Source organism: Paenibacillus sp. FSL R10-2778 (assembly GCF_038593035.1).
Lineage (GTDB): Bacteria > Bacillota > Bacilli > Paenibacillales > Paenibacillaceae > Paenibacillus_AQ > Paenibacillus_AQ odorifer.
This window is the reverse complement of record NZ_CP151956.1, coordinates 2,220,977-2,233,912: the sequence shown is the minus strand read 5'-3', so window position 1 is coordinate 2,233,912 and position 12,936 is coordinate 2,220,977. Positions and strand designations below refer to the sequence as shown.

The following is a 12,936-nucleotide window of genomic DNA, read 5'->3' as shown; positions in this document are numbered from 1 at the left end:
AGCCTAACCCCCACTCTTAAAGCAAGGCTTTATTTAACAGTTTTAGTTGATCTTTTTTCAGTGAAAAAGTAAACCAAATCCAATAGCGGCAGGATCACTCCGATGAGTGAAGCGAAGGTCCATCCCCCATAGGCATAAGCCCAACTACCCAAAGATGATCCAACGGCTCCACCCACGAAGAAAATCGCCATAAAGATCCCATTAAGACGTCCCCTCGCTTCACTTCCCAATGAATAAATCACACGCTGTCCGAGTACAAGATTTCCGGATACGGCCATATCCAATGTAATCGCGGAAATAAAGAGCAGAATGAGAGCAAAAGTTGAGTGGCTATGGAAAAGATGAATTAGTAAAAAAGACAAGGTGGCAATGATCATGGCCAGCCCGGTTAACCATTTACTCCAACCTTTATCTGCCAGTCTTCCAGCAATCGGCGCGGCTACAGCCCCACCAACACCTACTAAAGCAAACCATGCGATCCCTTGCTGCGACATTCCAAAATCATCCGCCAACCGCAACGGAACCACCGTCCAAAAGAGACTAAAAGCTCCAAATAAACAAGCTTGATATAAGGCACGTCGGCGCAATATAGGCGTTTGTTTTAAAAGGGTGCCTAAAGAGACAATTAATTTACTATAGCTTACCGAAGGTGCAGGTTTACGTTCAGGAAGAAATCGCGACAGAAGAATGGCTAACAACGTGATAACGACCGCTGAAAAAATAAACACGGCTTTCCATCCCCAGATGCTGGTGATAAAGCTTGCCACGGGCCGGGCAAACATAATACCAAGTAAAAGTCCACTCATAACATTACCAACCACACGCCCACGCTGCTCTTCAGACGCTAAATAGGTGGCATAAGGCACCAGGATTTGAGCTACCACAGAACCGGTTCCTATAAACAAAGATGCTGTCAGGAACAAAGGCGCATTAGCTGCGAAGGCTGCAACCAGCAATGCACCGACTGCAACCATTAACGTGATTATCGTGAGACGCCGATTCTCAACAATGTCACTCAGCGGCACGATAAATAACAAACCTACAACATAACCGATTTGAGTTAAAGTGACGATCAAGCCTGCGGCTGTAGAAGAAAGTCCTGTCGAGACACTGATAGGTCCGACAAGGGTTTGAGCATAATAAAGATTGGCCACGATAAGCCCGCATGCCGCTGCTAACATAAACATCATCCAACTTGAAATGTGGTTCTCTTTCGCCGCTTGTTCTTTTTGCATGTGAATCCTCCTCAGATGGTCATAATAATTTAAATACTATACGTTCAGTTCACTAATTCATGTTTAAATAATATACTGAACGTATCGTTTTGTAAATAGGCGATGGTCATTTATTTTCCCGGATTTTTTTAGTATACTGAACGTATAGTTTATATTTTGATTGGAGACAGATTAACGAAAGGGTGATTTCAGATGGAGAGTAAACGAGGACGTCCGCGTAATGTTGAGACGGAGAAGTCTATTCTTTCCGCTTCCTATGATTTGTTATTGGAAAATGGTTTTGGAGCAGTTACGGTGGAAAAAATAGCGGATCGTGCCAAGGTCAGCAAAGCTACGATATATAAATGGTGGCCTAACAAGGCTGCCGTGGTGATGGATGGATTCCTATCCTCCGCTGCGGACAGACTGCCCGTACCTGACACAGGTTCAGTATTCGATGATATTCTCATGCATGCAACGAACTTATCCCGGTTCCTGATTAGTCGAGAGGGTAAAATCATTACGGAGATCATTGGAGAAGGACAGATGGATTCAGGCTTGGCGGAAGCTTATCGGACCCGATATTTCCAGCCTCGTCGGCTTGAGGCACGGCTGCTTATGGAACGGGGCGTTCAGCGCGGGGAATTGAAGGATAATCTCGATATTGAAGTAGTTACCGATCTTATTTACGGGCCGATATTCTACCGCTTGCTGGTGACCGGCCAACCCATAGACGATGCTTATGTGCAGCAGTTGGTGAGATACGCTTTTGAAGGAATACGGTAACTAACGGTAACGGTAAAATAGACCGCCCTCTCTCACAAGGGATCGGTCTATTTCTGATCGTAGTACTATAAAATGTCGGACTGGCGGAATGTTGAGATACAACGGACCGAGGTGCTCTTATTTTCTCATTATGGGGCGTTTTCCCAAGCTATCGGACTCCTACGCACTTATCTAGTTTTTTCAAAGCAAAATACTGCTACTGGAGAGGAAATAAGTGCGCTACGGTCCGATCACTCGACTAATTTCACTAAATAAAGAAAATAAGAGCTATACAGTCCGCAGGATCATGAATGGGTGATTCGAACGGACATGAGGTTAGTTTCACTAATTAAATCAGTTTCCAAAGAAACCTTTCTGCTGCAAAATGTCTTGCGTATCGTTCCATAATTTATTTTCCATTACCTTATCTCCTCCCGGTTGTACGGGTACAATGGGATTGCCTGTCCCAACGTTAAAATATCCCCCACTGCTCTCTTGATACTTAGGATCGGTCATTAAACGAATAATGATCTCCGCTCCTTTACGCGGATCGCCAATACGAAAGAAATTCAATAAGTGCTTAAGCATCGAAGAAAACCAAAGTTCACGCCCGAGACCTGTAACGTTAAAGCCCGGATTCAATGCATGAACGCGAATTCCCGTTCCCGCCCAGCGGCGTGCAAGCTCACTGGTAAACATAATGTTTAGCAGTTTGGTTTTCCCATAAATCTCAGAAGATCCTCTGGAAGTAAAAGAAGCTGTATTGAGCAAATCTTCTGGCAACTTTAGTACTCCATGCCGGCGTGAAGCTTCCGAAGCAACATTTATAATTTTTGCATTTCCTGCTGCTCTCAAAGAACGTTCTAAGGTTTGCGTCAATAACCATGGCGCAAAATAGTTCACAGCCATCATTTCTGAGAATCCATCGGCAGTTATCCGCTGTTCAAACCCATGAAGCCCTGCGTTATTTATTAACACGTCTATCTTCGGAAAAACACTAGATATTTCTTGTCCTAACCTAGTGACATCCCTCATTGAAGATAAATCTCCGTAGAAAAAACTAATTTCGGCTGCTGGTACGCTCTCCTTTATCATTTTTTCAGTTACTTCCGAACGGGTTTTACTCCTTGCAGTTAGAACAAGATGGGCACCCTGCTTTGCCATTTCAAGTGCAACGAGTTGTCCCAAACCGCTTGTAGCTCCAGTAATTACAATAATCGGCTTTGTCATCATCTACATTCTCCTTTATATCAGGAATTCATCAGGGGCAATTTCATTTTGACAGCGTATTGTCCAAATCATATAATTGATATATATCAACTATATGTTGATGATTGACATATGTCAACTAAATAGATGTATGACAACTTTAAAATACAAGGGTAGGTGGTTAAAACAATGAATACTGAACGTAAAGACACGTTGAGAGGACAATTAGAACTGAAGCTAGGTGGACAAATTAGTGCTCTCATTAGCGCTTCGCATGCCCTAAATGTCAGAACTGCTGCCGCTTTCGATTCATCTATACAGCCTGCTGCTTTCCATATAGTCCGTTGGCTGTACTCTTATGGACCAACAAGCGCCTCTGTGTTGGCAGAATCAACGGCTATGGATCGTAGTTCAGTCAGCCGTCTCATCAAGCAACTCGAAAATTTGGGTTATGTTAGAAGAGAAGACTCTCCTAATGATCGTCGAGCCATCCTTCTTACACTCACTGAACTTGGACGACAAAAAACCTTTGATGCGCTGCAGGATAAGGAATTCATATTTTATGAGCGCATAGCTCAATGGGATAATCAACAGCTTGAAACCTTTATTCAAATGCTTCAGGAGTTTAATGGATTTAATGATAATTAATAAATGGGAACAAAAAAAGAAACAGCATCTTGCTGTTTCTTTAGATATGGATTGTCTGTAATTGGAGCCAGCAATTGTCATTGATGTTCATGTTCGGCATGTTCATTATTGCATTGCTCAACTACCTCAAAAAGAAATAGACCGCCCTCTCGCAAAGGAATGCGGTCTATTTCCTGACTAAACTTCCGAAGCCGCCGCCCTTAAAAGCGGCTATTGCACTGGGAGTCGTGTTTCCGCACGACTCTCTTTGCATTGTACGTTTTATCTACCCAAACTATACCACGATCAAAACCAAATAAAAAGTCACTCTTCCCCAAACAACAAAGAAACGGCATTTCTGCCGTTTCTTTAGGATGGACTCTCAGGGGCTCGAACCCTGGACAAATAGATTAAGAGTCTACTGCTCTACCAACTGAGCTAAGAGTCCATATGATGTTTGGTGGAGCCAAGGGGGATCGAACCCCTGACCTCATCGCTGCCAGCGATGCGCTCTCCCAGCTGAGCTATGGCCCCGCGAATTACTCCGTCAAGTCGACGGTCAGTCAACGTACAACCCGCTCGTACCAACGGTTTCTAGCGTCCTGCAAATCCGCTCGTTTTCTTTCCGCTCAATTAATATACCACACGGGAGCGCATCGCTGCAAGTCTTTTTTGCGTATATCTGCGATTTTATTTTTATGCTGCTGAGAAACGTTGATGTAGCGCCGTTCTTCGTTCACGTACGTCTCCTAGACGGATATGCGCTCAGCGCATCGCTGCTTAACGTAAAAAGCGTAGCCTTAACGGATGTTACACCCCGAGTTAAAAAATGATTTGCGGATTTTGCGGCGTCCTGATGTCGCTTACTTTAAGTAGGCCGTTGGGGTAATTTTAGCGCGGTGAAGCGTAGGATAATCGTAATGTATATGGTATACATTTTCCGTAGCGCATCGCTGATTGCTAACCGCTCCGCTAAATCGCCGCAAACCCGCGCCCCGCCTACGTTTGTCCATCCGTTGCATAAACGCACCCTATACGCTGCATATACATTTCCAGTGGTCGGACTCCGCAAACCGCGTAACCGTAAGGAATGGCGCAGTTATCACGTTCCTAGCGCTGGCAATTTATACACGGAGTCCGATTGCGTATATACATGCGTTTATGCAGCGGAGTGAACCGGATTTACGCGACCCCCGAAAATTTCAGAGGGGCCGTCCGTCCGGAGCCCCGTGCAGGTGAAACGCGCTATAGTCGCGAAAAGTCGAAATAATCCGAAGGTTTCCGCAACCCCCACGCGTACGAAATAACGTCTTAACGTATAGAATCGGGACGCTTTATGTCCCGTTATATCCTACGTATAATCCCCGCTTATCTCCGTCACGCTTACGTTTACGCGCGATTACGTTATCTTCCGTTTCGTTGTGAATCAATCCGACGCAAGGTTACACGCGCGAATTTCGTACTCTACATGAATCCGCAATCTATAAACAGGCGCTCGATTCCGTCAACGGTCGTAGGCAACGGTCTGCGCTTTATACGTGGACGCCGCGCTTCCATCTTCCTACGCATCTCCTTATCGAAGTCCTTACGTAAGCGCCAGCGGTATAGTGTACGCCTATCTATCGTACAGGCCCGCGCTATATCGTCGAGGTTAGGCGTAGGCACTGTCGTAAGTAACTCTATCGCTATATAATGCCGTTCGTCCAGCGGTGGACGTGCGCGCTTCTTACGCTTCTTATACGTCATTCTATCCCCTTCGGTAATAGAAATAGACCGCACAAAGGCACGGTATGTGTATGAGCAGCGGATTCGGATAATTTCTTCAAAAACTTCGTCCTCCTTTTAGTTTATACATATGGTATAATTTAACTATCATTACTGGAGGTGTAGATGTATGAGTGAATTCGTAAGTAAGGTTGAGGAAATCGTTCAAAAGCACGATTCTGATAAAGAAGAAGCAGCTAAAAACAAAAGACTTAAACAAGAAAGAGAGGCCGCTGTTCATCCGGCAATAATCAACGCTATGAATGAGTTGTTCAACAATAGCACTCTGGTGACAAACTACAAAGATGTTCTCAGACTTACTCCTAATACTGATATATACAGACTAGAGATTGCAGGATACGTTGTTAATTTGCATAAAGCGACTATATTAGCAAGTATTCACAAAAACCCTAATCTGGATTTAGAAAAGTTCATTAGAGACGCTATTTTGTCGGAATTAGAGCACATGGATCTTCCTTTTTAGATTACATAACTGGCGGCTTATCCCGAACCTTATTATTTCAACTGTTCTCGGTACTTACTGCCCTAATAGCGCTGTCTCTTAATATAAGGGGAGGCGCTATCTTTGTGTCTAAAGTACTTCCGTAAGCAAATAAGACCACCCGGAGGCGGCCGTAGTATGGTTCACGCTGAACTAGCGTATATTTATTCGCCGAGCTGCGCCTTAAGCTGCGCGATTTCTGTTTCGGTAAACTCAACGCGTTTATTCAAATCAGCGATATAGTTTTTGCGAGCCTCTTGGTCTGCTGCGCTTGTTAGGTCGGCCACAGTAGTTTCCGCCTGTTGGATCGCTTCTTTGAGAACTTGAACGCGGGATTCTGCCGATGCTAATCTTTCCCGGAGTTTATCAGCGTTAGCGCTTGCCTTTGTCGTTTCTTTCGGCTTTTCAACCGTTGTATCAGTCTCGGGTATTGCGGCTGGCTTCTCCGTTTCCTTATTCTCCAATATTATCGTCTTCCCTTCTACCGTCAGCCCCGTTCCGGTCGCTTCGGACATTGTGCGCACTGGTACGTAAGCTGATCCGTTTATAATAGCAGCGTCCGCAATCTTCTTTCCGTCTTGCTTTATCGTATACAGTCCGGTAACTTTAGCGCCGATTAACGACGAGCTCGCTGCGAATCCTATTGAACCACCAAGTAACAACGCCGCCGCTACTATCCCTACTATTTTCTTCTTCATATGTACGAACCCCCTAAGTATAGTGTTCTTCCAAGTATACCCAAGAGATTCGCAACATGAAAGATAATTTAAGAGACTGTGAACGTCCCGCCGCCCGATGGAACGAGCGTTGTACTACCATGGTTATGATTCGCCAACGTAAGGGTGTGACTGTGTGAGATATTCGCTTTACTGTTGATTGCATCCCATAGATCGTCAAGTTCTGAGGCGGTTACGATACGGTTGCCCGGCGTACTTGATCCGACGTAGCTATCGCCATTAAGCGTTATCACCATTCCCTCTAACGTCATATAAAGTCCGCTAGATAATCGAAGGTCGTTACCCGCTCGTACTGTAAGTTGACTTGTACTGTTCGTAAACCCCATATAAGCCTCGTATCCGCCACCCTTAACGAACTCAATCCGTCGGTCATTCACCGCACCAGTCAACCCGAGAAACAAATTATTTCCGATCCGAGCGTCTCTTGTAACGTTTATGTCCGTTCCCGCGTTAATGCTTCCGCCGTTAATCGTCGCCCCGTTAATCGTCCCCGCGTTAATGACAGACGAATACATTTCGCTGTTATCTATACGTCCGGTTAGTTCGATGTCGCGAGCAACTATGTGGCCGTTCATATACGCACGGAACGGAGCACTCTCGAAAGCGGCGTGTCCTGCCGCGATCCCGTGCGGATTTATCTGAACAACGTTATTGCCTTGTCCGATCAACATAGACACGAAGTTACCGAATTGTCCGATAACCTGTTCCGCTGCGATTCCGGCCGCGGTAATAGCCGTTCGCGCCGTTGTACCTCCGTCAGTTGATACGATGATCCCGTTTGAGGTCAGCGCTACGAGATCGTTCGCATTCGCCTTACTTTGCAGGATAATACCGCGCTCATCGTACTTGATTTCCGTCTTACTCGCGTTAACGTCGATAACGGCAAGGCGCGCGAACTCTTCGAATGCGTCTGCGCGGATACGACCGCCGCTCGTCACGTCGTTAATGACCTGTTTCGCCTTATTTAAGTCCGCCATGATCTGCGCGCTGTCCCGTCGCATGACGTTAGCGATCGTAATTTGAGCGTGTTTGTCTTTAGCGAACGGGAATTCCGTTAGCTCAATAATGCGCGCAGTTACGTGTGTAAGCCCCATATCCGGATCAACACAAGTAACCGTGTCGCCTAGGCCGGGACGTAGTTCATTTGCGTCGATCTTGTACAAGTCGGCTGCCTGTAGCGAAAGCTCAAGTACCGGCTGCTCCATCTTCGCAAGGGATGCGCGAGTCTTCGTCAGTAATTCAAGCGGGTCTGTTATGTTCTGTTCCGTAATCTCCCCGTCTAGATATGGAAGGCCATCGCTCGCCCATACTGGCGCATATTGCGATACGAGGTAATTGACTCGTAAAAGCCCGTCAACTATAGCGCCAGGTATCGACTCTAAGCGAGCTCTTTCCTCCGCTGTAAGTATCGACGCGGGTTGACCGATCCATGTCCGATCGTCCTTCATTGTTGCAAACATACGAGTAACAAGCGCAGAACCGTCGTCTTGAAACTCTGAAGATACGATATTCCTGCCGATGCGGTATTGTAGGGCGGAATTAGCATCGCCGATTTTCTTCCGAACATGGATAACGTAATTGTCCGGTTCAATTTCAACGCCGTACAAACTCACCGTATCATTCAATGCTTGGAGCGCTGTTCCTCGGCCCCAATCCTTTACATCGAAAAGGTCGAACGTATCATGTACGACAAAAGAAAAGAGACCCCGAGAGGCCTCCTTAATCTTATCTAATAGGTGCGAAATGTGTACGCCGTAAGCTTCTCGGATATATGAATCGTAAGGCATCCGTACATCTCCGAGCTTGAACATAACGTGCTGGCAGGATATCTGCGCGGTTAACTTACGGTCGTCACGGATTCGTTTACGCGAGTTAATTACGTAATATTGACCGCGTTCGTCCATTACGTGGCCTTTAACTTGTATGTTGTCAATATAGTCTACGGAAGTCATCGGGACGAGGAACGTAAGTGCATCGTCTGAGTTAATACGTCGGAGCCGCGTAACATCATACGCAGAGCTTAAATGTCCGACGAGCCTTCTATTTTTGTCATGTACCGTTAAATGGTTCATTCAGTTATTTTCCCTCCTGTGTTCTGCATTCTTAAAGCAGCGCGCACCTTCTCGTCATAATACATACCTACGTCGGCACGGTCAGTCAGCGTAACATTCTCCGCGCCCATGTCGATATTCTGCGTGATATAAGTCGGAGCTACCGGAGCAGCTGGACTAATACGCGGACGCGCAACCATATCAAACAGCGCTGATTGTTGGGCGGAGTTGAGCACTAACTCGTTTGAGTGGGCGATAATTGGTACAGCCGCGCCAGGTGCGCCCTTAACGATTCCTCCCTCGCTAAAATGCTGCAGCTTCTCGCCAGTGTCGGACGTCACTCCATACAACTTGCGTAGGGATTCATTACGCGCTGCTAAACGCGCCATTTCCTCCTTATCTCCGCGAGCCTTAGCCGATGTGAACGCGTCTTTGTTGCTGTTGTATTCTTGGAGGTCGGCGTCCTTCTGCGAGGCTGCCTGCGCTTGTGCTACTGCCGCCATCTTCGCGTTATATTGCGCTACGAACGTATCGAGCTCCGCAAGAATCTGCGTATTAGCCGAGCCGCTAGAACTAACGCGATATGCAGCAATTCCGTCCTCGATCGTTTTAATATCGCCACTATACGCATCGAATGCAGCTTTTAACGCATCGTACTGCGCTTCGGCTGCGCTCTTTTCGGATTCATACGCTGTGAGCTGCGTTTCCTTGTCCTTTTGGAGCGCCGTCTTCTGCGATTCCAGTTCACGTTTACGGAGGTCGCGGTCATGGTCGAGAATCATCTTATCTCGTTCCTCGATCGTCTTCTCGCGTTCAGCAATCCCCTCCGGACCAACTGCCGAAGCTAACTCCGCAATACGTTTGTTCTTCTCCGCCAGAGCCGTACCGTAATCTACGTCTGTATTAGCCTGCGTTTCAGCCGCCAGGAGATCCTCGATCGCTTGAATCTTCGCATCCTGTGCGCTAACGTATGCGTTTTTGCGTTCCTCAATCGCTGCGAGCTCCGTTTTCTTAGCGGAATCAATGCGCTTTTTCTCCGCGTCTACTAACTTATCCGCTAAGTCTATCGTCTTCGTAACAAGTGTCTTCCGCGATTGGTAGAGTTGTTCATCTGCTTGCGCATAGAACGTAGTATCCGAACTATACTTCGCGCGCAGCTTCGTCCAGGCTTCGATTTTGTACGAAGTGATATCCGCCTCCGCCGCGCCTGAGTCTTCGAGCCTACGTACTTCTTTCGCGATTAAATCCACACGTTTATCATAGGTATCCTTCGTCTCTTTTACCGTAGCTGACGCGAGGTCCTTACGGGCTTGACGTGCGTGCTCATCCGCCTGCTTGTAGTACTCGGAATCCTTTTCGTAGCGTCCACGAACGTTTTGCCACAGGTACAGCTTTTGGTTAGCGATCTCGCGTTCCGTCTTGCCTGCGTCTTCCATACGACGTGTTTCCTGTTCGATCGCGGTCGTCGAGAATTCATATCGTGACTGAGCGCTGTCCTCACCGAGCCGCTTAAGCTGGAGAGCTAAAGTCCGCGCATCGTCTACGGATTCCTTTAAAAAGGTAGCGTGTTTCTTCTTAAGCGCATCGTATTTCGCTATCTGTTGATCCGCCGTCATATCGTAGAAATCCGCTTGGAACTGGACGGTCTTTAGGTCAGCGTTGTATAACTTCTCGCGTAGCTCAGCAGCGAGTTCAGCCGGAGTTTTACCCGCCTTTTCCTTCTTCTCCTTCGCCGCTTTCGGGGCATCTGGGGCGATGATATCCTTCGTGAACGTTTGGGTTCCCGTTTCAACCTCGGCGGCCAGCTTTTCGAGATCACGAGCTGCGTCGGAATACTTCTGCTGCTCTTTAAGCGCGTCGTCTCGTTGCTTTTCAAGTTCTTTAGATGCTCCGGACCCCACCATCATCTCCAGCGCGCCATTAGTCACGATGTCCATAACGTTGCCCGATTTTTTGCGCTTGTCAGCCTCCGCCTTTGCCGCCATATCTTCCTCAAAAGTTCCTGCCTTTGTCCCGGATACGGCTGCCATAGCCTTTATTAGCCGCGTGTAGTTATCAATTTGCGTCTGTATTGATTTTGCTACCGCTTCACTTTCTTTAGCGGAATTACGTATACGCGCTACGCTGTTATCGGCGGCCATGTCCGTGAAACGCTTATCCGTCGCAATCTGGTCGATAATTACATCGATGTTACTAGCGCGAATTCTTCCATCCTCGCCCTGCTGAGCGTTCAATTCCGGATACTGCTCGACTAACTTCTGCGTAATATCAACGAGGCGGCTTTTCTGCGATGCGTCGAGCTCCTGCGCAGAGTTGAGCGTTTTAAACTCTGCAGCCATTGCGGACATTTCCTTTAGCGTCTGTTTCTTCGTAGCGAGCGCGGCATACTCCGCTTTATCCTGAGCGGATAGCGCGATAACACCTTTATCTATGACCGCGTTCATTTCTCCGAGCTTCTGCGTCGCATTCTCTACGCCAGTGTAACCGAGATCTTCGAGCTTATCGTCGAGTATGCTGATTGCATCGATAATATCGGGAAGTTCCGTATACATTTCCGGAAGTGCTGTTCCTGCCTTTTGGGCCGCTTGAAGCTCGTTTAACCGCTCTTGTAGCCGCGCGCGTTCCGCGAGGACAGGCGTTAGCTCCTCCGTTTTCGCCTTCAACTCTTCAACATCCGCAGACGTGCGATCAATATCCCGCTTATTTAATACCGCGTTAAGATCGGACTGAGCCTTCGCAAGTTCCTTCGTAGCATTAGCGGCTTCTGATTGCGCAGTCTTTAGGTAGGCGAAACCTCCCGCTAATGCTCCGACGGCTAGCGTAATCCAGCCGATAGGTCCGGCCGCCACCTTCATAGCCTTTAAACCGGTAGCAATAAGCTTAAGCACCGGCGGTACTGTCGCGAGAATTGCAACGAGCCCTAATACGCCGACCGAACTCGCAGCGGCAGCGGATACAAGCGCTTTATTCTCGGTTGTGAATTCAGCCAGCGCAATGATTGTCGGCGTCAGCGTTTCGAGTACGGTTTTAAACAGCGGCGTAAATGCTTGTCCGAAAGCTACTGTAGCTTCATCAGTCGCAGCAGTGAACCGCGCTTGTGTGCCGGTGAAATCTTGCATTGCTTGGTCCGCATTTCCGGTGAATATCGCGCCTTCATTAACAAACCCGTTGTACGCGGCCTGAATCTTCTGGCTGTCTGACAATTTACCCGCTGTCGTTCCGATCGTCCTCGCGTACTCTGCTTGCATCACGGATAGGTTCTTCGTAACGCCTACCGCATCTGAAAGTGTTGAGTTACCGTTCTTAATCCCGTCCAATGAGGCTTGAATTGCGCCACCCATTGTGTAGAAGGATTGACGGTTATACGCTGCGGAATCTGCAAGCGAGTTGATAAGCTTCGTCGATTCCTCCAACCCTAACCCCGTCGACATAGCGGTTTTATACGCCAATACCGATTCAGTGAGAGACAAGAATCCGCGTTTTGCTAAGTCCTGCGCGGCCTGTTGCGCGTCTTTCGTCTGTATACCGAATCCCTTAGCAACCGCGTTTAAACCTTGGAACGCGTTGTATAGCTTCGTAGCTGCGTCGACCGCTTGCTTCATCTCGGACACGAGTTTCGCAAGTCCAGCGCCAGCACCGATTCCAGCCATTGCGGAGGATAGATCGCGCATACCGTCTGCACTTCTACGGCCGTCCCGTTCAAGGTCTTGAATGCGGCGGCGTGCTTCGTCCATCTGACGCCTAAACTCCGCCATTTCTAGCGTAATCCGTGCGCGTATCTCGCCTACATTAGTTCCACCAGTTGTCATTAACGCAACACCTCCGCCAGAATCGGCGTTAACAAGTCAAGCGCGATGTCTTCCTCTACGTCTAGTGTTTCCGGAATCACGCCGATATTCTGTAACGCGAATAGTATGCCGCGCATAGAGTACCGGAGTGCTTCGTGCTTCTCCTCGTCCGTTCCTTCTGCGTCCTTAATTTGCGCGATACGCTCCGCTTGTCCGATGATCGCCGCGAGGCTAATTCGATACAATTCGTCCATTAACGTTCCCCCTTATAAATTAAAG

Annotated in this window: 10 protein-coding genes and 2 tRNA genes; 3 read left to right on the top strand and 9 right to left on the bottom strand. The window is 47.7% G+C overall.

The features are described from left to right. Window positions 1-29 precede the first annotated feature (29 nt). Window positions 30-1,235, bottom strand: a complete 1,206-nt coding sequence (locus tag NST40_RS09720; RefSeq protein WP_076276408.1) for an MFS transporter — start codon at window positions 1,233-1,235, stop codon at window positions 30-32. A 192-nt stretch (window positions 1,236-1,427) separates the two neighbouring features. Between NST40_RS09720 and NST40_RS09715 the strand changes: the two genes are divergently transcribed. After that, the gene (locus tag NST40_RS09715; RefSeq protein WP_076184291.1) at window positions 1,428-2,000 is read left to right on the top strand and encodes a TetR/AcrR family transcriptional regulator; all 573 of its coding nucleotides are present in this window, start codon (window positions 1,428-1,430) and stop codon (window positions 1,998-2,000) included. A gap of 333 nt (window positions 2,001-2,333) precedes the next feature. Here the strand turns inward: NST40_RS09715 and NST40_RS09710 are convergent, their stop codons facing one another. Next, on the bottom strand, window positions 2,334-3,212 hold the full coding sequence (locus NST40_RS09710; protein ID WP_076276411.1) for an SDR family NAD(P)-dependent oxidoreductase: 879 nt from the start codon (window positions 3,210-3,212) through the stop codon (window positions 2,334-2,336). A gap of 165 nt (window positions 3,213-3,377) precedes the next feature. Here NST40_RS09710 and NST40_RS09705 point away from each other — a divergent pair, with 165 nt between their 5' ends. Further along, the gene (locus tag NST40_RS09705) at window positions 3,378-3,836 is read left to right on the top strand and encodes a MarR family transcriptional regulator (protein ID WP_076191189.1); all 459 of its coding nucleotides are present in this window, start codon (window positions 3,378-3,380) and stop codon (window positions 3,834-3,836) included. Window positions 3,837-4,190: 354 nt separating this feature from the next. Here NST40_RS09705 and NST40_RS09700 read toward each other — a convergent pair. The 3 genes from NST40_RS09700 to NST40_RS09690 form a co-directional block, all read right to left on the bottom strand. Further along, window positions 4,191-4,263: transfer RNA gene (locus NST40_RS09700), tRNA-Lys, on the bottom strand. Window positions 4,264-4,273: 10 nt separating this feature from the next. After that, a tRNA-Ala gene (locus NST40_RS09695) sits at window positions 4,274-4,349 on the bottom strand. A 930-nt stretch (window positions 4,350-5,279) separates the two neighbouring features. Continuing rightward, window positions 5,280-5,561, bottom strand: coding sequence for a hypothetical protein (locus NST40_RS09690; protein WP_341001934.1), 282 nt, complete (start codon window positions 5,559-5,561; stop codon window positions 5,280-5,282). Window positions 5,562-5,709: 148 nt separating this feature from the next. Here NST40_RS09690 and NST40_RS09685 point away from each other — a divergent pair, with 148 nt between their 5' ends. Next, a complete protein-coding gene (locus tag NST40_RS09685; protein ID WP_341001933.1) occupies window positions 5,710-6,063 on the top strand; it encodes a hypothetical protein in 354 nt (117 codons plus the stop codon). Between the two features lie 182 nt (window positions 6,064-6,245). Here the strand turns inward: NST40_RS09685 and NST40_RS09680 are convergent, their stop codons facing one another. The 4 genes from NST40_RS09680 to NST40_RS09665 form a co-directional block, all read right to left on the bottom strand. Beyond that, entirely contained in the window at window positions 6,246-6,779 is a 534-nt protein-coding gene (locus NST40_RS09680; RefSeq protein WP_341001932.1) for a hypothetical protein, read from the bottom strand. Between the two features lie 68 nt (window positions 6,780-6,847). Further along, window positions 6,848-8,890: a phage tail spike protein gene (locus NST40_RS09675; protein WP_341001931.1), complete on the bottom strand. Its 2,043-nt coding sequence runs from the start codon at window positions 8,888-8,890 to the stop codon at window positions 6,848-6,850. Next, the gene (locus NST40_RS09670) at window positions 8,887-12,678 is read right to left on the bottom strand and encodes a hypothetical protein (RefSeq protein WP_342410623.1); all 3,792 of its coding nucleotides are present in this window, start codon (window positions 12,676-12,678) and stop codon (window positions 8,887-8,889) included. Before NST40_RS09670 ends, NST40_RS09675 begins: the two co-directional genes overlap by 4 nt. Further along, entirely contained in the window at window positions 12,678-12,911 is a 234-nt protein-coding gene (locus NST40_RS09665; protein ID WP_341001928.1) for a hypothetical protein, read from the bottom strand. Before NST40_RS09665 ends, NST40_RS09670 begins: the two co-directional genes overlap by 1 nt. Window positions 12,912-12,936: the final 25 nt, after the last annotated feature.

What these genes read in the sequence shown, in the direction of transcription:
- NST40_RS09675 (WP_341001931.1), bottom strand. Translation starts at nt 8,890, where the DNA reads ATGAACCATTTAACGGTACATGACAAAAATAGAAGGCTCGTCGGACAT.
- NST40_RS09670 (WP_342410623.1), bottom strand. Translation starts at nt 12,678, where the DNA reads ATGACAACTGGTGGAACTAATGTAGGCGAGATACGCGCACGGATTACG.
- NST40_RS09665 (WP_341001928.1), bottom strand. Translation starts at nt 12,911, where the DNA reads ATGGACGAATTGTATCGAATTAGCCTCGCGGCGATCATCGGACAAGCG.
- NST40_RS09710 (WP_076276411.1), bottom strand. Translation starts at nt 3,212, where the DNA reads ATGATGACAAAGCCGATTATTGTAATTACTGGAGCTACAAGCGGTTTG.
- NST40_RS09705 (WP_076191189.1), top strand. Translation starts at nt 3,378, where the DNA reads ATGAATACTGAACGTAAAGACACGTTGAGAGGACAATTAGAACTGAAG.
- NST40_RS09720 (WP_076276408.1), bottom strand. Translation starts at nt 1,235, where the DNA reads ATGCAAAAAGAACAAGCGGCGAAAGAGAACCACATTTCAAGTTGGATG.
- NST40_RS09680 (WP_341001932.1), bottom strand. Translation starts at nt 6,779, where the DNA reads ATGAAGAAGAAAATAGTAGGGATAGTAGCGGCGGCGTTGTTACTTGGT.
- NST40_RS09685 (WP_341001933.1), top strand. Translation starts at nt 5,710, where the DNA reads ATGAGTGAATTCGTAAGTAAGGTTGAGGAAATCGTTCAAAAGCACGAT.
- NST40_RS09715 (WP_076184291.1), top strand. Translation starts at nt 1,428, where the DNA reads ATGGAGAGTAAACGAGGACGTCCGCGTAATGTTGAGACGGAGAAGTCT.
- NST40_RS09690 (WP_341001934.1), bottom strand. Translation starts at nt 5,561, where the DNA reads ATGACGTATAAGAAGCGTAAGAAGCGCGCACGTCCACCGCTGGACGAA.